17 protein-coding genes are annotated in these 22,731 nt (G+C 72.0%); 10 read left to right on the top strand and 7 right to left on the bottom strand.

What is annotated here, in order from left to right:
• Positions 1–2: 2 nt before the first annotated feature.
• A complete protein-coding gene (locus BAW75_RS18525; protein WP_104114368.1) occupies positions 3–1,751 on the bottom strand; it encodes an ATP-binding protein in 1,749 nt (582 codons plus the stop codon).
• 484 nt (positions 1,752–2,235) lie between these two features.
• The gene (locus BAW75_RS18520; RefSeq protein WP_104114367.1) at positions 2,236–3,021 is read right to left on the bottom strand and encodes a pyrimidine reductase family protein; all 786 of its coding nucleotides are present in this window, start codon (positions 3,019–3,021) and stop codon (positions 2,236–2,238) included.
• 150 nt (positions 3,022–3,171) lie between these two features.
• Here BAW75_RS18520 and BAW75_RS18515 point away from each other — a divergent pair, with 150 nt between their 5' ends.
• From BAW75_RS18515 to BAW75_RS18490, 6 genes are all read left to right on the top strand, one after another.
• Positions 3,172–3,717, top strand: coding sequence for a plasmid pRiA4b ORF-3 family protein (locus BAW75_RS18515; RefSeq protein ID WP_167435585.1), 546 nt, complete (start codon positions 3,172–3,174; stop codon positions 3,715–3,717).
• Positions 3,718–3,950: 233 nt separating this feature from the next.
• Positions 3,951–5,270, top strand: coding sequence for an ABC transporter substrate-binding protein (locus tag BAW75_RS18510; RefSeq protein WP_104114365.1), 1,320 nt, complete (start codon positions 3,951–3,953; stop codon positions 5,268–5,270).
• A 119-nt stretch (positions 5,271–5,389) separates the two neighbouring features.
• The gene (locus tag BAW75_RS18505) at positions 5,390–6,370 is read left to right on the top strand and encodes a carbohydrate ABC transporter permease (RefSeq protein ID WP_043325606.1); all 981 of its coding nucleotides are present in this window, start codon (positions 5,390–5,392) and stop codon (positions 6,368–6,370) included.
• A 105-nt stretch (positions 6,371–6,475) separates the two neighbouring features.
• Positions 6,476–7,276, top strand: a complete 801-nt coding sequence (locus BAW75_RS18500) for a carbohydrate ABC transporter permease (RefSeq protein ID WP_197494916.1) — start codon at positions 6,476–6,478, stop codon at positions 7,274–7,276.
• Positions 7,273–8,706: a GH1 family beta-glucosidase gene (locus BAW75_RS18495; RefSeq protein WP_043325603.1), complete on the top strand. Its 1,434-nt coding sequence runs from the start codon at positions 7,273–7,275 to the stop codon at positions 8,704–8,706. The genes BAW75_RS18500 and BAW75_RS18495 overlap by 4 nt, the downstream gene beginning before the upstream one ends.
• An 84-nt stretch (positions 8,707–8,790) precedes the next feature.
• Complete coding sequence (locus tag BAW75_RS18490; RefSeq protein WP_043325601.1) at positions 8,791–9,837, top strand: LacI family DNA-binding transcriptional regulator; 1,047 nt, start codon at positions 8,791–8,793, stop codon at positions 9,835–9,837.
• Between the two features lie 20 nt (positions 9,838–9,857).
• Here BAW75_RS18490 and BAW75_RS18485 read toward each other — a convergent pair whose 3' ends face one another.
• On the bottom strand, positions 9,858–11,069 hold the full coding sequence (locus tag BAW75_RS18485; protein WP_104114364.1) for an acyl-CoA dehydrogenase family protein: 1,212 nt from the start codon (positions 11,067–11,069) through the stop codon (positions 9,858–9,860).
• A complete protein-coding gene (locus tag BAW75_RS18480; RefSeq protein WP_104114363.1) occupies positions 11,070–12,140 on the bottom strand; it encodes a phosphotransferase family protein in 1,071 nt (356 codons plus the stop codon).
• Positions 12,141–12,292: 152 nt separating this feature from the next.
• Here BAW75_RS18480 and BAW75_RS18475 point away from each other — a divergent pair, with 152 nt between their 5' ends.
• Positions 12,293–12,997, top strand: a complete 705-nt coding sequence (locus BAW75_RS18475) for an ACT domain-containing protein (protein ID WP_043325595.1) — start codon at positions 12,293–12,295, stop codon at positions 12,995–12,997.
• 80 nt (positions 12,998–13,077) lie between these two features.
• On the top strand, positions 13,078–14,217 hold the full coding sequence (locus BAW75_RS18470; RefSeq protein WP_244206169.1) for a GNAT family N-acetyltransferase: 1,140 nt from the start codon (positions 13,078–13,080) through the stop codon (positions 14,215–14,217).
• A gap of 177 nt (positions 14,218–14,394) precedes the next feature.
• Here BAW75_RS18470 and BAW75_RS18465 read toward each other — a convergent pair whose 3' ends face one another.
• Entirely contained in the window at positions 14,395–15,960 is a 1,566-nt protein-coding gene (locus BAW75_RS18465; protein WP_043325594.1) for an aldehyde dehydrogenase family protein, read from the bottom strand.
• Between the two features lie 428 nt (positions 15,961–16,388).
• Between BAW75_RS18465 and BAW75_RS18460 the strand changes: the two genes are divergently transcribed.
• Both BAW75_RS18460 and BAW75_RS18455 read left to right on the top strand, forming a co-directional pair.
• A complete protein-coding gene (locus BAW75_RS18460; RefSeq protein ID WP_104114362.1) occupies positions 16,389–19,268 on the top strand; it encodes a glycoside hydrolase family 9 protein in 2,880 nt (959 codons plus the stop codon).
• A 209-nt stretch (positions 19,269–19,477) separates the two neighbouring features.
• A complete protein-coding gene (locus BAW75_RS18455) occupies positions 19,478–21,931 on the top strand; it encodes a non-reducing end alpha-L-arabinofuranosidase family hydrolase (RefSeq protein ID WP_104114361.1) in 2,454 nt (817 codons plus the stop codon).
• Between the two features lie 69 nt (positions 21,932–22,000).
• Here the strand turns inward: BAW75_RS18455 and BAW75_RS18450 are convergent, their stop codons facing one another.
• Positions 22,001–22,507, bottom strand: coding sequence for a GNAT family N-acetyltransferase (locus tag BAW75_RS18450; protein ID WP_043325589.1), 507 nt, complete (start codon positions 22,505–22,507; stop codon positions 22,001–22,003).
• Positions 22,508–22,510: 3 nt separating this feature from the next.
• Positions 22,511–22,726 (bottom strand): biotin synthase auxiliary protein BsaP, encoded by a 216-nt coding sequence (bsaP, locus tag BAW75_RS18445; protein ID WP_069089407.1) that lies wholly within the window; start codon positions 22,724–22,726, stop codon positions 22,511–22,513.
• Positions 22,727–22,731: the final 5 nt, after the last annotated feature.

The raw sequence follows: 22,731 nt of genomic DNA, 5'->3' as shown, positions 1-22,731 counted from the left end.
GCCTAGAACGGGATGTCGTCGTCGGAGGAGCCGGAGCCGACCACCGCGAACGGATCGGCGGCCTGCGTGATCGACCGTAGCGTCTCCGAGGGCGCGCGGCCCGCCTCCGAGACCCGGGTGGCCCACGCCGGGAACGGGAACTCCAGGCAGAGCGGCACCGGGATGTCCGGCTGGTTGACGAACATCGTGCCCGGCTTGGCCAGCAGCGCCCGCTGCCGTTGGGCGGGCGGCAGGAAGCCGTACTCCGGGCGGGACGCCTCGGCCGGGTCGAGCCGGCCCACCACCCGGATCGCCGAGTTGGTGACGATCCGCCGTTCCACCTCGCTGGCGGTCTGCTGCGCGCCGACCAGGATCACGCCCAGCGAGCGGCCCCGCTCGGCGATGTCGAGCAGCACCTCCTTGATCGGCGACGAGCCCTCCCGCGGCGCGTACTTGTTCAGCTCGTCCAGCACGACGAACAGCAGCGGCTTGGCGGTGCCCGCCTTCTCCTTGCGCTCGAACTCGCTCTTGAGCGTCACACCGACCACGAACCGCTGCGCGCGGTCGGGCAGGTTGTGCAGGTCGACCACAGTCACCTGCGCGCTCTCCGCCGTGTTGATCGAGTGTGGGCGGCGGGTCGCCAGGTCACCACGGATCAACCGGCCCAGGTCCTTCTTGCTGCCGATCAGCCGCCGGGCGAACGCGTTCACGGTGCCCAGCCCGACCGCGCTGCCCGCCCACTCGCCGCGCGTCTCGTCGTCGTTGAGCTGCTCGACCACGTGGTCGACCAGATCCGCGTACGAGCCGAGCCGCACCCCGTCGATGCTCACCCCGCCGTCGGCCGGCTGGGCGTAACGGGCCAGGTGCGCGGCCACCGAGTGGACCACCATCGTGTACTGCTGGCGCTCGTCGTCCGCGTCGGCGAACACGTACGGCAGCAGCCGGTCGGAGCAGAACTCGGACAGCGTCCAGTAGAAGCTGTCCACCCCGGTGAGCCGGCTGCTCACATCCGGCGTGCCGGAGGAGTCGCCGACCCGCGGCGGGGCGTACACCCGCACGTCCGGGAACGCGCCGGCATCAAGGCCCAGCTTCGCGTACGCCGCCCGGGTCGGATCGTCGAGCCGGCTGTTCGGGTGGTCGAGGAAGAGCAGGTCCTCGCCCTTCACGTTGAAGATCAGCGCCTTCGCGTTGACCGCGTCGCCGCCCAGCACGCCGGAGCGGAACACCGAGTAGAGCAGGAACGTGGCGAAACTCGTCTTGGTCGCGACGCCGGAGATGCCGGAGATCGACACGTGCGCGCCCCGGGTGCCGTCGAGGAAGTCGGCGTTGAGGTAGACCGGCACCCCGTCGCGGCCCATCCCCATCGGGATCCGCCGCTCCATCCGGTCGAAGTGCAGGGCCAGCGCCCGCGCGTCCCCCTCGGCCCGGTGCACCACGGCGCCCGGCGTCGGCGGCACGTAGAACTCCGGGTCGACCCGCGTGGTCGTCACCTCGGCCGCCTCCTGCACCTGCGCCGGCAGCGTGCCGTCGGCGATGGCGAAGACGTCGGAGTCGAACTGCGCCCCCTCGTGCCGGGCACGCACCTGGGTAACCACCCCGGCGATCGTCACCGGCTCCCGGTCGGGCAGGTCGCGGCGGGTCACCACCACGTCGTCCAGCTGCAGGTAGCTGCCCGGCGCGACCGCCGTCCAGAAGGTGAGCGGGGTGGCGTCGGCGGTGCCGAGCACCCGGCCGACACCCTCGCCGGGCCCGTCGAGCTGGTCGTCGGTCATCGGCGGTCTCCGGTCGGCTGGTCGTACCGTTGGCGGTGCACGTCGTGCATCCTGCCCGAGGGATGCGACAGGTTGCCACGCGACGCGGCGGACGCCACGCCGAGCGTGCGCCGAACGGTAGCCGCCCGGATCCGCCCGGCCACCGTGCGTACGTTTCTGCCCGCTCCGGCGCTGTCTCCGGCCCCCGGCCCGGCCGGCTCGGTGGAACGCCATGGGTGTCTCCGCGCGCTTTTGACACCCATGACGTTCCACTCGCCCCGCGCACCCCGGGTTGCTTGGCGAGTTTCGGTCAGGTGTGAGCGACAAGTCGCCAAAGATCGCCGCTCGGCGCGAGAGCCGCCCCCAATGTCGAGACCCACGTCCCGCTCTCCGGGACGCTCGGAGATCTTGGTACGAGAGCGCCCTCATAGGGGCCGTTTGGTACCAAGATCTCGGGAGCCGGGAGCCGGGAGCCGGGAGCCGGGAGCCGGGAGCCGGGAGCTGGTCAGGCGGCGGGGGCGGATCCGGCGGGTGTGGGGTCAGCGGGGCCGCGGGCGTACCGCAGCATGAGCACTCCGTAGGCGGCGGCCAGGACGTGGCGCAGCGGCAGGTGACGCGGAGGGCTGGCGTCCCCGGCGGTGATCCGGCCCGGGCCGGCGCCGGCGAGCAGGGGCGCCACGGTCAGGCACAGCTCGTCGACCAGGTCGGCGGCGTTGAGCGCGCCGAACAGGTGCGGGCCGCCCTCGCAGAGCACCTGGTCCAGGCCGCGGCGGCGCAGCTCGGCCAGGCCGGCAGCGAGGTCGACCCGGCCGGGGCCGCAGCGGACCAGGTCGGCGACGTCGGTGAGGCCGGGCGGCGGTACGGCGTCGGCGTGGGTGAGCACGATCGGCCGGACCGGGGCGTCGGCGAACGCAGCCTGGGCCGGGTCGAGGTCGAGTGAGCCGGAGACGACCACGAGCGTCGGGAACTCGGCCAGCCCGCGTTCGCGGCGCCAGGCCCGGCGTTCCGGGCTCAGCCGGACCGCCCGGTAGCCCTCGTGGCGCAGCGTGCCGGCGGCCACCACGAGAGCGTCGCAGAGCATCCGCAGCAGCCCGAAGACCCGCTTGTCCGGCTCGCCGGAGAGCCCGGCCGAGTAGCCGTCCAGAGTGACCGCCCCGTCGGCGCTGGAGACGAAGTTGACCCGCAGGTGCGGACGGGCCGACCTGCCGTAGAGCGCGGTGAGTTCCGGATCGGTCAGCGCGCCGGTGACGGGTGCGGGCCAGATCCGTTCGATCGGGGTTCCGACGCTCATTCGCCGGCCGGACCGGTGACCGGAGGGGTGGGTTCGGGGGTACGGTGCTGGCAGTCGCACCACTTCCGGCCAGGACAGTCGTCGTGCCGCCGTTCCCGGCAGGCTCGGCAGATCATGCAGGCAGCCTATGCCGAGGAAGGATGGGACGTCGTGCCGCGTCAGATCTTCCAGCTCATGGTGTCGCTGGCCGGGGTCCGGCCGCCGGTGTGGCGGCGGGTGCTGGTGCCCGGCGGCTACACGCTGGACCGGCTGCACCGGGTGATCCAGCACGCGATGGGCTGGCGCGACTGCCACCTGCACTCGTTCGACGTGGACGGCCGGCAGTACGGCGAACCCGACCCGGACGGCGAGCTGGCGCTGCGCGACGAGCTGGACGTCCGGCTGGACACGGTAGTGGGCAAGGGCGACCGGTTCCGCTACACCTACGACTTCGGGGACTGGTGGGAGCACGACCTGGTGGTGGAGGACTGCTGCGCCGCCGACCCGGACGAGCGTTACCCGGTCTGCCTGGACGGGGAGCGGGCCTGCCCGCCGGAGGACGTGGGCGGCCCGGCCGGCTATGCGGTCCTGCTCGCGGCGCTCGCCGACCCGGCGCACCCGGAACACGTGACGATGCGCGAGTGGGCCGGCCCGGCGTTCGATCCGGCCGCGTTCGACGCCGGCCGCGCCACCGTCCTGCTGCGCCGCTGCTGCTGATCGCGCCGCCCGCGCGCCGCTGATAGCGGGCTCCGAGGAGGGGTCGCCAGCGGCGCGGTAACGAAATGGGAACGCTCCCAACGGTCTATTGACACCCCTGTCACCTCCCGGCAACCTCATGGGAGCGCTCCCGAGAGTGGTGCGGATCTCCCTCCTGCCCCGCTCCGGCCCGCGCGAAACGCACCCCCCACCACACAGCAGATATCGCCTCACCACCGAAAGAGGGGTCTCGGATGAGCGTCCCAATCCGTCGTCGGCGGTTCGCGGCCATCGCGCTCGCGTCCGTCGTCGTGCTCGGCGCCGCCGCCGCCTGCGGCGACGACTCGGACAGCGGCGACAGCGGCAGCGGCGACGGCCCGATCACGCTGGTCGTCGACGTCTTCGGCGACCAGGGCTTCGGCTACGAAGAGCTGTACAAGCAGTACGAAGCGGAGCACACGAACGTCAAGATCCAGGAGCGGGGCAAGGGTCTCGGCCTCGGTGACTACAACACCCGTCTGACCCAGCAGATCACCGCGGGCTCGGGCGCCGGTGACGTGGTGGCCCTGGAAGAGGGCACCATCGTCCAGTTCTACGCCCAGGCCGACAAGTTCGTGAACCTCGCCGACCACGGCGCGAACGACCTCAAGGGCAACTTCCTGCCGTGGAAGTGGGAGCAGGGCACCACCCCCGACGGCAAGGTGCTGGGCCTCGGCACCGACGTCGGCTCGATGGCGCTGTGCTACCGCAGCGACCTGTTCAAGGCCGCCGGGCTGCCCACCGACCGCGAGCAGGTCGGCGCGCTCTGGCCGACCTGGGACGAGTTCATCGCCACCGGCCAGAAGTTCGCCGCCGCCGACAAGAAGCACAAGTTCGTCGACTCGGCGACCAACTTCTACAACGTGGTGCTGATGCAGGTCGCGGGCCAGGGCAGCGGCTACACGTACTACGACAAGAGCAACAAGATGGTCATCGACCAGAACCCGGACGTGAAGACGGCGTACGACCTCACCACCAAGATGATCGCCGCCGGGCTGTCCAACAACCTCCAGTCGTTCTCCAACGAGTGGAACGCCGGCTTCAAGAACGGCACCTTCGCCACCATCGCCTGCCCCGCCTGGATGACCGGTGTCATCAAGGGCCAGGCCGGTGACGCGGCGGCCGGCAAGTGGGACATCGCCAAGGCGCCGGGCGCCGGTGGCAACTGGGGCGGTTCCTTCCTGGGCGTGCCGAAGTCGAGCAAGCACCAGAAGGAGGCCGCGGAGCTGGCCAAGTTCCTGACCAGCGCCAAGGGTCAGATCGGCGCGTACAAGGCGGTCGGCAACCTGCCGTCGAACCCGCAGGCGCTCACCGACCCGGCCGTCGCCGACTCGACCAACGACTACTTCAGCAAGGCCCCGGTCGGCAAGATCTTCGCCGCCGGCGCGACCGAGCTGAAGCCGGTCTACCTCGGCCCGAAGAACAACGCGGTCCGCACCGCCGTGGAGAACACGCTGCGCGCCGTGGAGCAGGGCAAGTCGGCCGGCGAGCAGTGGCAGGCGGCCCTGAAGAACGGTGCGGCCGCCGGTAAGTGACCGGTTGAGCCGCCCGCGGGTGGCGTCGGCAGCCCATGCTGCCGGCGCCACCCGCGGTGCCCGCAGAGTCCGGCGTCGCCCGTGTGGCGGGTGACGCCGGCCGAGGAGAAGGACTCCCCATGAGCCTCGACCTGCACGCCGCGGCGCCGCCCGAGCCCGGCGCGCCGCGCTCCGCACGTCACACACGCCGCCGCGCCGCCTCGATGACCCGGCTGGACCTGAAGTACTCGCCCTACCTGTACGTCCTGCCGTTCTTCGTGATCTTCGCCGTGTTCGGCGTGTACCCGATCGCGTACACGGTCTGGATCGCGCTGACCGACCGGTCGCCGCTGAACCCGACGATCTCCTTCGTCGGGATGGACAACTTCGTCGAACTGATCACCGAGGACCCGCAGTTCTGGAACGCGGTGGTCAACACGTTCGGCATGTTCGCGCTCTCCACAGTGCCCCAGTTGCTGCTGGCGCTGATGCTCGCCAACGCGCTGAACCGGAAGCTGCGCGCGCAGACGTTCTTCCGGATGGCCATCGCGATGCCGATCATCACCTCGACCGCCGTGGTCGCGCTGATCTTCTCGATGCTCTACGCCAAGGACTTCGGCCTGGTCAACTGGCTGCTCGACAGCATCGGCCTGGACCCGATCGACTGGCGGGCGAACCGCTTCGCCTCATGGTTCGCCATCTCCACCATGGTCGACTGGCGGTGGGTCGGCTACAACGCGCTGATCTACCTCGCCGCCATGCAGTCGATCAGCAAGGACATGTACGAGGCCGCGGCGCTGGACGGCGCCTCCCGGCGGCGGCAGTTCTGGTCGATCACGGTCCCGCAGCTGCGCCCCACGATCATCTTCACGCTGATCATCTCCACCATCGGCGGCCTTCAGCTGTTCACCGAGCCCCTGCTGTTCACCAGCGGCTCGGGCGGTCTCTCCGGTGGTTCGGAGGGGCAGTTCCAGACCATCACGATGTACCTGCTCGACGTGATGAACCAGCGCTTCCGGTGGGGGTACGCCGGAGCGGTCGCGCTCGTGCTCTTCGTGCTCATCGCGTTGATGTCGGCGATCAACTACCTGCTCGCCCGCCGCATCAGCTCCGACAAGTGAGGTGACGAGATGACGACCACCGCGGTCCGCCCGCCCACCCGGCACAGCGCGCCGGTGAAGACCACCCACCGGGCCGAGCGGCTCTGGAAGGCCAGCCCGCTCACCATGATCGGCCTGATCTTCGGTGTGCTGCTCTCCCTGTTCCCGTTCTACTGGATGATCGTGATCGCCAGCCGGACGAACGACGCGGCCAACTCCTGGCCGCCGCCGTTCCTGCCCGGCGGCAAGCTCGGCGAGAACATCGAGCGGGTGCTCGCCAACAGCGACGCCAACATCCTCAAGGGCCTGATGAACTCGTTCCTGGTCGCCGGGACGATCACCGTCGCGACGGTGTTCTTCGGCTCGCTGGCCGGCTTCGCGTTCGCCAAGCTGCGCTTCCGGGGCAAGAACGCGCTGCTGCTGATCATCCTCACCTCGATGATGGTGCCGATCCAGCTCGGCGTGCTGCCGCTGTACATCCTGATGGCCAAGCTCGACTGGCTGAACACCATGCCGTCGGTGACCGTTCCGTTCCTGATCGGCGGCTTCGGCATCTTCATGATGCGCCAGTACGCCGAGCAGGCGGTACCGAACGAGTTGATCGAGGCGGCCCGGGTGGACGGCTGTTCCACCTGGCGGGTGTACTGGCACGTGGTGGCGCCCGCGCTGCGTCCGGCCGCCGCGGTGCTGGGTCTGCTGACCTTCATGGAGCAGTGGAACCAGTTCTTCTGGCCGTTCGTGGTGCTGGCGGACCCGTCCAACCCGACCGTCCAGATCTCGCTGCGCAGCCTCAACACCGCCTACTTCGCCGACAACTCGCAGATCTTCGCCGGTACGTTGATCGCGACCCTGCCCCTGTTCGTCGTGTTCGTTCTGTTCGGCCGCCAGATCATCGGCGGCATCATGGAAGGCGCCGTCAAGTCGTGAGCAATCCAGCAAGCCCGCCCGCCGTCGGTCTCCTCGACGCCGGTCCGGCCCTGACCTTCCCGCCGGACTTCCTCTGGGGCGCGGCCACCGCCGCGTACCAGATCGAGGGCGCGGCGGCGGAGGGTGGCCGTGCGCCGTCGATCTGGGACACCTTCAGCCACACCGAGGGGCGGACGGTGGCCGGGCACACCGGCGACGTGGCGTGCGACCACTACCACCGGATGCCGGACGACGTGCGGTTGATGGCCGACCTGGGGCTGCGGTCGTACCGCTTCTCGGTGAGCTGGCCGCGGGTGCAGCCGGGCGGCACGGGCGGCGTCAACCAGGAGGGCATGGACTTCTACCGCCGCCTGATCGACGAGCTGCTCGGCCACGGCATCGAGCCCTGGCTGACGCTCTACCACTGGGACCTGCCGCAGCCGCTGGAGGACGCGGGCGGCTGGCCGGCCCGGGACACCGCCGGCCGGTTCGCCGAGTACGCGCATCTGGTCGCCGACGCGCTCGGCGACCGCGTGAAGTACTTCACCACGCTGAACGAGCCGTGGTGCTCGGCGTTCCTCGGCTACGGCTCCGGCGTGCACGCGCCGGGCCGCCGCGACGGCGCGGACGCGCTGCGGGCCGGGCACCACCTGATGCTCGGTCACGGCCTGGCCGTGCAGGCGGTCCGCGCGGTCCGCCCGGACGCGCAGCTCGGGATCACCGTCAACCTGTACCCGGTCACCCCGGCGACCGACTCGGCGGCGGACGCCGACGCGGCCCGCCGGATCGACGCGCTGGCGAACCGGTTCTTCCTCGACCCGGTGCTGCGCGGGGCGTACCCGGCGGACCTGGTCGCCGACGTGCGCCAGATCACCGACATGGGGCACGTGCGCGACGGTGACCTGGCGACCATCGCCACGCCGCTGGACATGGTCGGGATCAACTACTACAGCCGGCACGTGGTCGCCGCGCCGGTCGAGGGCGCGGAGCCGGAGCCCTACTGGCGGGCGCCGTCCTGCTGGCCGGGCAGCGAGGACGTCCGGTTCGTCACCCGGGGTGTCCCGGTGACGGACATGGACTGGGAGATCGACGCCCCGGGCCTGGTGGAGACGCTGGAGCGGGTCCACCGGGAGTACACCGACCTGCCGCTCTACGTCACCGAGAACGGCTCGGCGTTCGTCGACGAGCTGGTCGACGGCCGGGTGGACGACCCGGACCGGCTGGCCTACTTCGCCGCGCACCTGCGGGCGGCGCACGCCGCGATCGAGGCCGGCGTGCCGCTCAAGGGCTACTTCGCCTGGTCGCTGATGGACAACTTCGAGTGGGCCTGGGGCTACACGAAGCGGTTCGGCATGGTCTATGTCGACTACGACAGCCAGGCCCGGATCGCGAAGTCCAGCGCCAGGTGGTACGCCGACGTGATCCGACGCAACGGACTGCCCGCACAATAAGCTGGGCCAGCCAGTAACGGGCGGCCCGGCGCCGACGCCTCAATCGGTGCCGGGCCCGCCCGACCGTCGGAGGAGCAACAGACGATGACAACGCAGCGCACCCGCTCGCTCGGGCGTCCGACCCTCGACGCGGTCGCGGCCCGCGCCGGCGTCGGGCGCGGCACTGTCTCCCGCGTGGTCAACGGCTCGCCGCAGGTCAGCCCGGAGGCCCGGGCCGCCGTCCAGCAGGCCATCGCCGAGCTGGGGTACGTGCCGAACCGCGCCGCCCGTGCGCTGGTCACCCAGCGGACCGACTCGGTGGCCCTGGTCGTCTCCGAGTCGGGGGAGCGGGTCTTCACCGAGCCGTTCTTCGCGGCCATCGTGCGGGGCGTCAGCTCCGGGCTGGTCGAGACGCCGATGCAGCTCTGGCTGGCCATGGTGCAGTCGCCGATCGAGCGGGAACGGGTCGAGCACCACCTGACCAACCAGCACGTCGACGGCGTGCTCCTGCTCTCGCTGCACGACGCCGACCCGCTGCCCACGCTGCTGGAGGAGCGCGGCCTGCCGACTGTGCTCGGCGGCCGCCCGGCGCGGATGCTGCACCCGAACGCCCAGCCGGCGTGGTTCGTCGACATGGACAACGTCGGCGGCGCGCGGCAGGCGGTGGAGCACCTGTTCCGCCAGGGCCGCCGGCGGGTCGCCACCATCGCCGGCCCGCAGGACATGGGCGCCGGCCTGGCCCGGCTCTCCGGCTACCAGGAGGCCGTCCGGGCGTCCGGCGGCCGGATCGACCCGGGCCTGATCGCGTACGGGGACTTCAGCGAGGGCAGCGGCACCGCCGCGATGCGCCGGCTGCTGGACGTCTGCCCGGAACTGGACGCCGTGTTCGTCGCCTCCGACCTGATGGCCTTCGGCGCGTTACGCGCGCTGCGCGAGGCGGGCCGCCGGGTGCCCGAGGACGTCGCGGTGATCGGCTTCGACGACGCCCCGATCGCGCGTCAGGCCGAGCCGCCGCTGACCACCGTGTTCCAGCCGGTGGAGGAGATGGGCCGGCAGATGGCCCGGCTGCTGGTCTCCCGCATCCGCGGCGAGGAGGTTCCCTCGCCGCACGTGCTGCTGGACACCGAGCTGATCCACCGCGCCTCCGCCTGACCACGCCCGGCGGGAGCCGGTCAGGAATAGCGGCGCAGCTCCCGGCGGGCCAGCGAGGCGCGGTGCACCTCGTCGGGGCCGTCGGCCAGGCGCAGCGTGCGGGCCGCCGCCCACAGCTCGGCCAGTGGGGTGTCCTGGCTGACCCCGGCTCCGCCGTGCGCCTGGATCGCCTTGTCGATCACCCACTCGGCCATCAGCGGCGTGGCGATCTTGATGGCCTGGATCTCGGTGTGCGCGCCCTTGTTGCCGACGGTGTCCATCAGCCACGCGGTCTTGAGCACCAGCAGGCGGGCCTGCTCGATCCGGACCCGCGACTCGGCGATCCACTCGCGTACCACGCCCTGTTCGGCGAGCGGGCGGCCGAACGCGACCCGGTCGAGCACGCGCCGGCAGAGCAGCTCCAGGGCCCGCTCGGCCATGCCGATCAGGCGCATGCAGTGGTGGATCCGGCCGGGGCCGAGCCGGGCCTGGGCGATGGCGAACCCGGTGCCCTCCTCGCCGACCAGGTTCTCGGCCGGCACCCGTACGTCGGAGAAGTCGATCTCGGCGTGCCCGCCGTGCGGGGCGTCGCTGTAGCCGAAGACGCGCATGCCGCGGCGTACCGTCACGCCGGGGGTGTCCCGGGGCACCAGGATCATGCTCTGCTGGCGGTGCCGGTCGGCGTCCGGGTCGGTCTTGCCCATCACGATGAAGATCTCGCAGCGCGGGTCCATCGCCCCGGACGACCACCACTTGCGGCCGTTGATCACGTAGTGGTCGCCGTCGCGGGTGATCCGGGTGCCGATGTTCGTCGCGTCGGAGGAGGCCACCTCCGGCTCGGTCATGCAGAACGCGGACCGGATCTCCCCGGCGAGCAGCGGCATGAGCCACTGCTTGCGCTGCTCCTCGGAGCCGAACTCGGCGAGCAGCTCCATGTTGCCGGTGTCCGGCGCGGCGCAGTTGAGCGCCTCCGGGGCCAGGTGCGGGCTGCGGCCGGTCAGCTCGGCCAGCGGCGCGTACTGCAGGTTGGTCAGGCCGGCGCCGTAGCGGGCGTCGGGCAGGAACAGGTTCCACAGCCCGCGCTCGCGCGCCTGCGCCTTCAGCTCCGCCATCACCGGCGGGCGGGCCCACGGGTCGCCGGCCGCGAGCACCTGCTCGTGGTGCACCGGCTCGGCCGGGTACACGCACTCGGTGAGGAACGCCTCCAGCCGCTGCCGCAGCTCGACCGTCCGGTCGTCGTACGCGAACTCCATCTAGCTCTCCCTCACCGCGTGCAGCCCGTGTGCCACGAGCGGCGCCACCATGTCGCCGATCCGGTCGAAGCCCTCGCCCAGGGTCTGGCCGAGCGTGTGCCGGAAGTGGATGCCCTCGCAGATCACCGCGAGCTTGAAACAGCCGAGCGCCACGTGCCAGTGCAGCGGGCCGACGTCGACGTCGCTGCGCCCGGCGTACCGCTCGATCAGCTCGGCCCCGGTGGGGAACCCGGCGCGCGGCCCGATGCCGTCGGCCACCGGGTTGCCCTCGCCGTGGTCGCTGTCGCCGAGCACGTCCCAGTACGTCAGCAGCAGCCCGAGGTCGGCCAGCGGGTCGCCGAGCGTGGCCATCTCCCAGTCGAGCACCGCCCGCACCGCCGCCAGGTCGTCGGTGGCGAGCAGATTGTCCAGCCGGTAGTCGCCGTGCACGATCCGGCCCGCGTTCGCGCCCTCGGGCACGCTGGCGGCCAGCGCGTCGCGCAGCTCGTCGATGCCGGGCAGCGGCCGGCTGCGGGACCGGTCGAGCTGGCCGGCCCAGCGGCGTACCTGCCGGGCCAGGTAGCCCTCCGGACGGCCGAAGTCGGCCAGCCCGACCTCGGCCGGCTCGACCCGGTGCAGCGTGGCGAGCGTGTCCATCATCGCCATGGCGAGGTCGCGCCGCTGCGCCGGCGTCAGCGCGTCGGTCTGCTCGCGCCGCCGGTAGACCTCGCCGTCGACCTTCGCCATCAGGTAGAACGGCGCGCCGATGACGCTCTCGTCGGCGCAGAGCGCCAGCGCCTCCGGCACCGGTACGCCGGTCGGCGCGAGCGCCGAGATCACCCGGTGCTCCCGGGCCATGTCGTGCGCGGTGGCCAGCACGTGCCCCAGCGGTGGCCGGCGCAGCACCACCTCGCGGTCACCGGCGCGCAGCAGGTAGGTGAGGTTGGACTTGCCGCCGGCGATCAGCCGCGCCGACAGGGGGCCGGTCAGGTCCGGCCGGTGCGCGGCCAGGTAGGTGGCGAGCCGGTCGAGGTCGAGCCCGCGGGGTGCCGAGCCGGCCGAGAGCCGGGCAGCGGCGGCCGGATCGGTCATCCGATTAGTTGATGGCAGCTCAGCTTTGTTGTCAAGGTTGGGGGTTTTCCCGGCGGGACATGCCGCTGCAACAGGGGCGAAATGGTCAACCGGCAGGCTGGGCCCCAGCCTGCCGGCCGCTCGGCCGGCCCGCCGAGCGGAGGGGATCAGACATGCTGCTGAGAGTTCGGGTGACCCTGCCGGACCGTCCGGGCACGCTCGGCCAGGTGGCCCGGACACTCGGCGTCTCCGGCGCCGACATCGTGCAGGTGGTGGTCCTGGAACGGCTCGGCGGCCGGGCGGTGGACGACTTCACTGTGGTGTGGCCGGGCGCGGCGCGGGTGGAGCGGATGCTCGCCGGGCTGGCCGCGATCCCCGGCGTGCGGGTGGACGGCGTGTGGCGGGCGATCGGCGCGCCCACCACCACCGGGCAGGACGCGGAACTGCTCGCCCAGGTGGCCGCCAACCCGGCCGACGGGGTGGCCACGCTCGTCGACGCGGCACCCGGGCTGCTCGCCGCCGACTGGGCGGTGGCCGCCGTCGTACCCCTGGACTGGGCCTCGCGCAGCGGCGAGGCGGGCGTCGCCGCGATCGGGCACGCGAGCTGGCGGGCCCCGGCGCCGCCCCGGCTGCCGGAGGTGACCCCGCTGCGGGCGCGGGCCATGACCAGCCCGGAGGGGCACCACTACGCGGTCGCGCCGTTCGGCCGGGCCGGCCTGGTGCTGGTGGTCGCCCGCGACCACAGCGAGCCACTGGCCGCGGCCGGGTTCCACTCCACCGAGGTGGACCGGCTCGCCCAGATCGTCCGCGCCGGCGCGGTGATCCTCGGCGACCGGCTGGACCTGGTCGGCACGCCACCCGTGATCACCGTCACCTGACCGGACGGGCCGCGTCACCCCGGGGCAACGGGCCCGCAACAGGGGCACGGCATGGTCGGTGCCGAGGAAGGGAGACAACCATGGCGCTGTGGCGGATCCGAGCCACCGTGGACGACCGGCCGGGTTACCTGTCGGTGCTCACGGCGAGCCTCGCGTTGCGCGGGGTCAACATCCTCAGCGTGCAGGTGCACACCACCGAGGCCGGCGCGGTCGACGACTTCCTGGTCGACGCGCCCGAGCAGGTCACCGAGGCGGAGCTGCGGGCCGCCGTGGAGCGCGGCCGGGGCCGGGACTGCTGGGTCGCGCGCAGCGAGGCGCGCGGGCTGGCCGACGAGCCGACCCGGGTGCTCGGGCTCGCCGGACGGCTGGCCCGTGACCCGGAGGCGACCGGCGCGGCGCTGCGCACGCTGCTCGGCGCCGACACCGTGACCTGGCGTCCGACGCCGGCCACCGCGCCGGGCGGGGTGGGCGGCACGACCATGGCGCTCGCGGACCCGGCCGGCGGGGCGTACGAGCTGTGCCGCCGGGAGCCGAGCTTCACTCCGGCCGAGTACGCCCGGGCGCAGGCAGTGGTCGAGCTGGCGGCGATGCTGGCCCGCCGGGACACCGAACGGGTCACGCTGGTGCTGCCCGACGGCGGGGAGGTGTCGGTGCGCGCGGCGACGACCGAGGACGTGCCCGGCGTACGCGAGCTGCACGCGGCCTGCTCGCCGCGCAGCCGGCAGCGGCGTTACCTGAGCGGGGCGGCCGACCCGGCGCCGGCGCGGCTGCGCCGGCTGCTGGAGCCGGTCCGGGGCGTGACCCTGCTCGCGACGGCGGGCTCCGGCGGGGCGGCGGAGCCGGTCGTGGCGATGGCGAACCTGCTCGGTGAGGGCGACGAGGCCGAGGCGGCGCTGCTGGTGCGCGACGACTGGCAGCGCCGCGGCCTGGGCTCGGCGCTGCTGCGCCGCCTGCTCGGCCACGCCGACCGGGCCGGGTACGCCGCGGTTGTTCTGCACGTGCAGGCCGAGAACACCCCGATGCTGCGGACGCTGCGCCGCCTGGACCGGCCGGTGGCGTTGGAACGCGACGGCGCGGTGCTGACCGCGACGCTTCCGCTGGTTCCCGCGCCGTCGACGGGCGAGCCGGCGTGCGGCGGTGACGCGGTGACCGGCGCACCGGCGGTGGCCGGTAGCGGCGCGCGTGCCGGCGCGGTCGTGCCGGCGCAGCGGCCGGGATGAGCTGACGGCCGTCCGGCCGGACCACGGAGGTGAGCCGCAACGGCGCGGCACGCCCGAGGGGTCCGGCCGGAGGGCCGCAACCGGCGCGTTCGCGCGCCACCCGGACCGACCTCCGATGCGGGGGACGGTGACACGGCGGGGCCCCCGATGCGGGGGCCCCGTCCGTGTTCGCGGGGATCAGGTGGCGGGGTAGCTGCTGTAGTCGGGGAAGTTGCCGTAGAGCCGGCCGTCTCCGCCCACCGTCACCGCCTGCACCAGCAGGTCGCCGCCGACGAACGCGCCCTTCCAGGAGGCGCCCCGGCCGCCGAAGGGCTCGTCCCGGTCGCCCCGGGAGCGGGGCTTGTTGATGCCCACCTTGAACGCCTGCAGGTCGACCGCCAGCTTGCCGGCCAGTTCCTCGTCGTCGCAGGCCAGCGACGCCACGAGCGCGCCGTTGGAGGCGTTCATCGCGGCCAGCAGCTCGTCGGTGGTGTCCACCACCACGATGGTGTCCACCGGGCCGAACGGCTCGGCGTGCATCAGCCGGGACCGGCCGGGCGGGGCCAGCAGCACGGCGGGCGCGACGTACGCGGACGTGTCCTGCCCGTCGAGGAACGGTGCGCCGTCGAGCTTGCCGCGGTGCAGCGGTACGGCGCCGCCGCGTACCGCCTCCTCGACCTTGCGGCGCAGCTCCTCGGCCTTGGCGGCGCTGATCAGCGGACCGAAGTCCAGCTCCGGCAGCGGGTCGCCGGCCCGCCACGTCTCGTCGACCGCGAGCGGGTGGCCGAAGCGGATCGAGCGGACCACGGGCAGGTACATGTCGAGGAACTCGTCGACGAGGTCGCGCTGGACCACGAACCGGGGGTACGCGGTGCAGCGCTGCTTGCCGTACTCGAAGCCCTTGCGCAGGTGCGCGGCGAGCGAGTCCCACTGGGAGAAGTTCCAGATGCCCCAGGCGTTGAGGCCCTCCTGCTCGATGAAGTGCCGCTTGTCGCAGTCGAGCAGCGCGGCGGCGACCTTGCCGCCGTTGGAGCGCCCGCCGACGAACGCCACCGCGCCGATCTCCGGCGCGCGGACGAGCACCTCGGACAGTTCCTCGCCGCTGCCGGACAGCAGGGTGGCGGGCAGTCCGGCGCGGCGCATCAGCGCGTGGGCGACGGTGAGGCAGACCGCGCCGCCCTGGGACGGCGTCTTGGCGATCACCGCGTTGCCGGCCAGCAACTGCACCAGCTCGGCGTGCACCAGCACGCTCATCGGGTAGTTCCAGGAGGCGATGTTGCTGACCGGGCCGGGCAGCGGCTCCCGGCCGTCGGCGAGCATCCGCTCGATCTCGTCCACGTACCAGCGCACGCCGTCCAGCGCCCGGTCCACGTCGGCGCAGGCCAGCCGCCACGGCTTGCCGATCTCCCAGACCAGCAGCAGGGCGAGCAGGTCGCGGTGCCCGGTGAGCGCGTCCAGCGCGTCGGTGACGCGGGCGACGCGCTCGGCCAGCGGGGTCTGCGCCCACTCGCGGTGCGCCGCCGCGGCGTGGGCGACCGCGCCGCGCGCGGCCTCGGCGTCGAGCCGGGCCAGGTGGATGAGGACGGTGTTGTCGACAGGGGTACGGACCGGCGCCGGTGTGCCGAGCGCGCGCCACTGCCCCTGGACGAGATTGTGGAGCGTGGGCACGCCGTCGGAGGTGGTGTCGAAGGCCTCGGGGGTGGCGGCCACCGCCCGGGCGAGCGTGTCGGACCAGGAGGTGCCCTCGGCGAGTCGTAGAGCCATCGCGATCTCCTCAGGGTTGTCCGGGGAGCGGCGGCGTCGATGGCACCGCAGGTGAGGCGTACTGTCGCGCGGTGCCGAGCGGGCGGGCAACCGTACGCTCGTATGCCAGGACGGCGGCGGCCCGGACGGGGTCGTCCGCGGCGCGTTCGTCGCCACCGCGATGCCGCTGAGCTGGGAACGAGTCGGCTCGATATCGAGCGGTATCGATGGTGTGATCCAGCTCCCGTTTGTTACCCGTCGGTACGCCGAGCGGGCCCCGCCGACGGCGGCCTTCCCAACATGTTGCCCGCGCATTACATTGTCGCTTATCCATGGGAGCGCTCCCGAGGCTCCTGCGGTCACCCCACCACCACTGCCTCGCGGCAGCCGGAGCCCCGAGCGCCGTCCCCGCTCCGGCTGCCGCGCGGCGCCAGCCACAGGAGCTCGCCATGCCCCGTCCGATACCGCCGCCCGGAGGCCGGTCGCGGCTGCGCCGGTTGCTCGCCGCCGGCGCCGCGCAGGCCGTCGGCCTGGCCACGGCCGTCGCCGCCGCGCCGCCCGCGTCGGCCGTCGAGGTGCCCGCCGCGCAGGCCGCGGCCACGTTCAACTACGCCGAGGCGTTGCAGAAGTCGCTGTTCTTCTACGAGGCGCAGCAGTCCGGCCCCAAGCCCTCGTGGAACCGCGTCTCCTGGCGCGGCGACTCGGCGCTCACCGACGGCGCCGACGTCGGCGTCGACCTCACCGGCGGCTGGTACGACGCCGGTGACCACGTGAAGTTCGGCTTCCCGATGGCGTTCAGCGCCACCATGCTGGCCTGGGGCGCGGTCGAGTACCGCGACGGCTACGTCGCCTCCGGGCAGCTCACCCACCTGCTGAACAACCTGCGCTTCGTCAACGACTACTTCGTCAAGGCGCACCCCGCGCCGAACGTCCTCTACGGACAGGTAGGCAAGGGCGACGACGACCACAAGTGGTGGGGCCCGGCCGAGGTGATGCCGATGGCGCGGCCCGCGTACAAGATCGACGCGAGCTGCGGCGGCGCGGACCTGGCGGGGGAGACGGCGGCCGCGATGGCCGCCTCGTCCATGGTGTTCCGCCCCACCGACGCGACCTACGCGGACAAGCTGCTCGGCCACGCCAAGCAGCTCTACACGTTCGCCGACACGGTGCGGAAGAGCTACCACGAGTGCATCACCGACGCGACGAGCTTCTACAAGTCGTGGAGCGGTTACCAGGACGAGCTGGTCTGGGGCGCGATCTGGCTGTACCGGGCCACCGGCGACGCCACCTACCTGGCCAAGGCGGAGAGCGAGTACGACAAGCTCGGCACCGAGCCGCAGTCCACCACCCGCTCCTACAAGTGGACCATCGCCTGGGACAACAAGCAGTTCGGCGCGTACGTGCTGCTGGCCAACCTGACCGGCAAGCAGAAGTACGCCGACGACGCCAACCGGTGGCTGGACTACTGGACGGTGGGCGTCAACGGGCAGCGGGTGCCGTATTCGCCCGGCGGGATGGCGGTGCTCGACTCCTGGGGCGCGCTGCGGTACGCCTCGAACACCGCGTTCGCCGCGCTGGTCTACAGCGACAAGACCACCGACACCACGCGCAGGGCGCGCTACCACGACTTCGCGGTCCGGCAGATCAACTACGCGCTCGGCGACAACCCGCGCAACTCCAGCTACCAGATCGGCTTCGGCACGAACTCGCCGCGCAACCCGCACCACCGCACCGCGCACGGCTCCTGGTGGGACAGCCAGACCGTGCCCACCGAGACCCGGCACGTGCTCTACGGCGCGCTGGTCGGCGGCCCGTCATCGGCAAACGACGCGTACACCGACAGCCGGTCGGACTACGTGATGAACGAGGTGGCCACCGACTACAACGCCGGCTTCACCTCCGCGCTGGCCCGGCTCGCCAACGAGTACGGCGGCAGCCCGCGCGCCGGGTTCCCGTCCGCCGAGACGCCCGACATGGACGAGATGACCGTGGAGACCACAGTCATGCAGGCCGAGCCGCGCGCCACCGGACTGAAGGCGATCATCTACAACAAGTCGGCGTTCCCGGCCCGGGCGCTGACCACCGGTAAGTTCCGGTACTTCTTCCGGGCCGACGGCACCGGACCGGTCACCGTCACCCCCGGCTACACGCAGGGCTGCCCGTCGCCGTCGACGGCGAAGCAGTTCTCCGGCGACATCTGGTACGTCGAAGTCGACTGCACCGGCTACACCATCGCGCCCGCCGGGCAGTCGCAGCACCGGATGGAGGTGCAGTTCAAGATCGGCGTGCCGGAGGGCGGCACCTGGGACCCGACCAACGACCCGTCGTACCAGGCCACCGCCGGGCCCAACCGCAAGGTGCCGCTCTACTCCGGCGGCGTACGGGTCTGGGGCGAGGAGCCCGGCCCGGTCACCCCGGACACCACCGCGCCCTCGGTGCCCGGCACCCCTGTCGCGTCCGCCGTCACGTCGAGCGGGCTCACGCTGACCTGGGCCGCGTCCACCGACACCGGTGGCAGCGGGCTGGCCGGGTACGAGGTAACCCGTACCTCGGCCGGCGCCGACCCGGTCGTCACCGCCTCGACCGGCACCACCCTCACCGTGACCGGGTTGGCACCCGAGCGGACGTACCAGTTCACCGTGCGGGCGCTCGACGGCGCCGGCAACCGATCCGCGTCGTCGGCTGCGGTCAGCGTCACCACGCCGGCCGGCCCGGCGCCCGACACCACCCCGCCGACCGCGCCGGGCACTCCCACCGCCTCCGCGATCGGCCCGACCGGACTGACGCTGACCTGGGGTCCGTCCACCGACGCGGTGGGCGTCACCGGGTACCGCGTCTACCGGGGCGGGAACGTCCTGGTCGGCACCGCCACCGGCACCACGCTGGCGGTGACCGGGCTGACCGCCTCCACCACGTACACCTTCACGGTGGTGGCGGTGGACGCGGCCGGAAACGTCTCACCCGCCTCGCCCGGTGTCACGGTGACCACCACCGCGCCGCCGGCCGGCGGCACCTGCGCGGTGACCTGGACGGCGAACTCCTGGGACACCGGGTTCACCGCGAACATCACCGTCGCCAACACCGGCACCACGGCGATCAACGGCTGGACGCTGGCGTTCACGTTCGGCAACACCGGGCAGAAGGTCGGGCAGGCCTGGTCGGCGAACGTGACCCAGACGGGCGCGGCGGTGACCGCGACGAACCTGTCGTACAACGGGACGCTGGCACCCGGGGCGTCGACGAGCTTCGGCTTCAACGGCACCCACACCGGCTCGAACCCGAGGCCGGCGACCTTCACGCTCAACGGGACCGCCTGCACGGTCGCCTGACCGTCGACGTGGCGTGGCCGGTACCGCACCCCGTGTGACCGGCCACGCCGCACCCGGCCCCGCGCGGCCAAAAACGTTCCGAAACTTTTCCGAAACACCATTGTCCCCACCGATGCGTGGTGGAAGCATCGACAAAGCTAGATACCCCAACCGAAACGTCCAGTCGTCCCGCCCCGACGGCCTGGGTGTTGGCCAGTAAGGAGGCCAAGATGGCAATGAGCCCATCCGCTCATCGCGGCGGGAGTCGGCGACGGCGATCACCAGCCGTCCGAGCGCTGCTCGCCGGCGCGGTCAGCGCCGTGACGGTGGCCGCCGGCGCGGTGATGATGCCGGCGGCGAACGCCGCCGCGAGCACGCTGGGCGCGGCCGCCGCGCAGTCGGGCCGCTACTTCGGCACCGCCATCGCGGCGGGCCGGCTCGGCGACTCGACGTACAGCACGATCGCGGCGCGTGAGTTCAACATGATCACCGCCGAGAACGAGATGAAGCCGGACGCGACGCAGCCCCAGCGCGGCCAGTTCAACTTCAACTCGGGCGACCAGATCTACAACTGGGCGACCCAGCGGGGCCTGAAGGTCCGGGGCCACACCCTCGCGTGGCACGCGCAGCAGCCGGGCTGGATGCAGAGCCTGAACGGCAGCAACCTGCGTCAGGCGATGATCGACCACATCAACGGTGTGATGGCCCACTACAAGGGCAAGCTGGCCGCGTGGGACGTGGTGAACGAGGCGTTCAACGAGGACGGCAGCCGCCGCAGCTCCAACCTCCAGGGCACCGGCAACGACTGGATCGAGGTCGCGTTCCGCACCGCTCGCGCGGCCGACCCGTCGACGAAGCTGTGCTACAACGACTACAACATCGAGAACTGGTCGTACGGCAAGACGCAGGGCGTCTACAACATGATCCGGGACTTCAAGTCCCGTGGTGTCCCGATCGACTGCGTCGGCCTGCAGACCCACTTCACCGGCGGCAGCTCGCTGCCCGGCAACTTCCAGACCACGCTGCAGAACTTCGCCGCGCTGGGTGTGGACGTGGCGCTGACCGAGGTCGACGTCACCAACTCCTCGACCAGCCAGTACGCCGGTCTGACGCAGGCGTGCATCAACGTGCCGCGCTGCATCGGCATCACCGTGTGGGGCGTGCGGGACAGCGACTCGTGGCGTTCCAACGAGAGCCCGCTGCTGTTCGACGGCGGAGGCAACAAGAAGGCCGCGTACAACTCGGTCCTCAACGCGCTCAACGCGGCCGCCCCGACCTCCGGGCCGACCACGACCCCGACCACGACCCCGACCACGGCACCGCCGCCGAGCGGCGGCGCCGGCCGGATCGTCGGCGTGCAGTCGGGCCGGTGCATCGACGTGCCGAACGCCACCCAGACGAACGGCACCCGGGTCCAGCTCTACGACTGCAACGGTCAGTCGAACCAGCAGTGGACGTACACCTCCAGCAAGCAGCTGATGGTCTACGGCACCAAGTGCCTCGACGCGAACGGCGCGGCCACCGCCAACGGCACCGGAATCATCATCTGGGACTGCAACGGCCAGTCCAACCAGCAGTGGAACATCAACTCCAACGGCACCATCAGCGGCGTGCAGTCCGGTCGCTGCCTGGACGTCTGGGGCACCGGCAACGGCCAGCAGATCCAGCTGTACGACTGCCACGGACAGACCAACCAGCAGTGGCGGACCGACTTCGGTGGCGGCACCTCGCCGTCCCCGACCACGCCGCCGCCAACCACGACGCCCCCGCCGGGCGGCTGCTCGCTCCCGTCGACCTACCGGTGGTCGTCGACCGGCGCGCTGGCCAACCCGCAGAACGGCTGGGTCTCGCTCAAGGACTTCACGAACGTCGTCCACAACGGCAAGCACCTGGTCTACGGGTCGTACGTCAACAGCAGCGGCCAGTACAGCTCGATGAACTTCACCCCGTTCACCAACTGGTCCGACATGGCGTCGACCGGCCAGAACGGGATGAGCCAGGGCACCGTGGCGCCCACGCTGCTGTACTTCGCCCCGAAGAACATCTGGGTGCTGGCGTACCAGTGGGGACCGACCTCGTTCAGCTACAAGACGTCGAGCGACCCGACCAACGCCAACGGCTGGTCCTCGGCGCAGACGCTGTCCACCGCCACCCTGCCGGACGCCCCGTACGGCGTCATCGACCAGACCCTGATCGGTGACGACCAGAACATGTACCTGTTCTTCGCCGGGGACAACGGCAAGATCTACCGGTCGAGCATGCCGCTCGGGAACTTCCCGGGCAGCTTCGGCTCGAGCTACACGACGATCATGTCGGACTCGACGAACAACCTGTTCGAGGGCGTCGAGGTCTACAAGGTGGCGGGCCAGAACCAGTACCTGATGATCGTCGAGGCGATCGGAAGCCAGGGACGCTACTTCCGGTCGTTCACGTCCAACAGCCTGAGCGGCTCGTGGACCCCGCAGGCCGCCACCGAGAGCAACCCGTTCGCCGGCAAGGCCAACAGCGGCGCGACCTGGACCAACGACATCAGCCACGGTGACCTGGTCCGCACCAACCCCGACCAGACCAAGACCATCGACCCCTGCAACCTGCAGCTCCTGTACCAGGGCAAGAACCCCAGTGCGGGCGGCGACTACAACCTGCTGCCGTGGCGGCCGGGTGTGCTGACCCTCCAGCGCTGACACCGTCACACAGTTACCGGAGAGCGTGCCCGGCACCCGCGTGGTGCCGGGCACGCCCCGTCCGTCAGCTCAGCCGGCCAGGTCCTCGGCCAGCAGATCCATCAGCAGCGCGTCGTGCCAGCGCCCGTCCGCCCCGCGCTCGTAGCGGCGCATGATGCCCACCGGACGGAACCCCACCTTCGCGTACGCGCGGATCGCCGCCGTGTTCGCCGCCGCCGGGTCGATCGTGAACCGGTGGTGGCCGTACTCGTCGATCAGGTGCCGGACCAGCGTGCGGATCGCGTCGCCGCCCAGCCCGGAGCCGCGTACCGCCGGGTCGAGGAAGACATCCAGGCTGGCGTGGCGGTAGTCCGGGTCGGTCTCGGCGTACCACTGGATCGCCCCGACCAGCCGGCCGTCGTGCTCGACCGCGTAGATCGTCACCGCGTCGTCGGCCAGGTCGGCCCGGACCGACTCGGCCAGATCGTCGCCGCCGCGCCACCAGCGGCGCACCTCAGGGGTGGCCCGGATCGCGGCCAGCGCGGGCACGTCGGCGTCGGTCACCGGCCGCAGCGTCACCGCCCGCCCCCGCAGCACGCCTCAGCCCCGCCGCTCGCCGTGCTCGACGCAGACCGCCGACCAGCCGGCCGGTACGACCTGCACCTTCATCCGCCGCCGGCAGGACGCGCACCAGCGCGGCGGCTCCCACGCCCGGGCCGCCTCGCACGCCGGATGCGGCCCGGCCGCCACCGACTCGCCGCACCTGTCGCACCACAGCGCCGCGGGCGCGGCCGGGGCGGGGGAAAGATCGGTCACCGCTG

This window comes from Micromonospora chalcea, from assembly GCF_002926165.1.
Taxonomy (GTDB): Bacteria; Actinomycetota; Actinomycetes; order Mycobacteriales; family Micromonosporaceae; genus Micromonospora; species Micromonospora chalcea.
Note: the sequence above shows the minus strand (reverse complement) of the source record. Positions and strands in the feature narration are given on the sequence as shown.

Coding starts and splice junctions, on each gene's coding strand:
- BAW75_RS18525 (WP_104114368.1), bottom strand. CDS start 1,751: ATGACCGACGACCAGCTCGACGGGCCCGGCGAGGGTGTCGGCCGGGTG.
- BAW75_RS18520 (WP_104114367.1), bottom strand. CDS start 3,021: ATGAGCGTCGGAACCCCGATCGAACGGATCTGGCCCGCACCCGTCACC.
- BAW75_RS18510 (WP_104114365.1), top strand. CDS start 3,951: ATGAGCGTCCCAATCCGTCGTCGGCGGTTCGCGGCCATCGCGCTCGCG.
- BAW75_RS18505 (WP_043325606.1), top strand. CDS start 5,390: ATGAGCCTCGACCTGCACGCCGCGGCGCCGCCCGAGCCCGGCGCGCCG.
- BAW75_RS18500 (WP_197494916.1), top strand. CDS start 6,476: ATGATCGGCCTGATCTTCGGTGTGCTGCTCTCCCTGTTCCCGTTCTAC.
- BAW75_RS18490 (WP_043325601.1), top strand. CDS start 8,791: ATGACAACGCAGCGCACCCGCTCGCTCGGGCGTCCGACCCTCGACGCG.
- BAW75_RS18485 (WP_104114364.1), bottom strand. CDS start 11,069: ATGGAGTTCGCGTACGACGACCGGACGGTCGAGCTGCGGCAGCGGCTG.
- BAW75_RS18480 (WP_104114363.1), bottom strand. CDS start 12,140: ATGACCGATCCGGCCGCCGCTGCCCGGCTCTCGGCCGGCTCGGCACCC.
- BAW75_RS18475 (WP_043325595.1), top strand. CDS start 12,293: ATGCTGCTGAGAGTTCGGGTGACCCTGCCGGACCGTCCGGGCACGCTC.
- BAW75_RS18470 (WP_244206169.1), top strand. CDS start 13,078: ATGGCGCTGTGGCGGATCCGAGCCACCGTGGACGACCGGCCGGGTTAC.
- BAW75_RS18465 (WP_043325594.1), bottom strand. CDS start 15,960: ATGGCTCTACGACTCGCCGAGGGCACCTCCTGGTCCGACACGCTCGCC.
- BAW75_RS18460 (WP_104114362.1), top strand. CDS start 16,389: ATGCCCCGTCCGATACCGCCGCCCGGAGGCCGGTCGCGGCTGCGCCGG.
- BAW75_RS18455 (WP_104114361.1), top strand. CDS start 19,478: ATGGCAATGAGCCCATCCGCTCATCGCGGCGGGAGTCGGCGACGGCGA.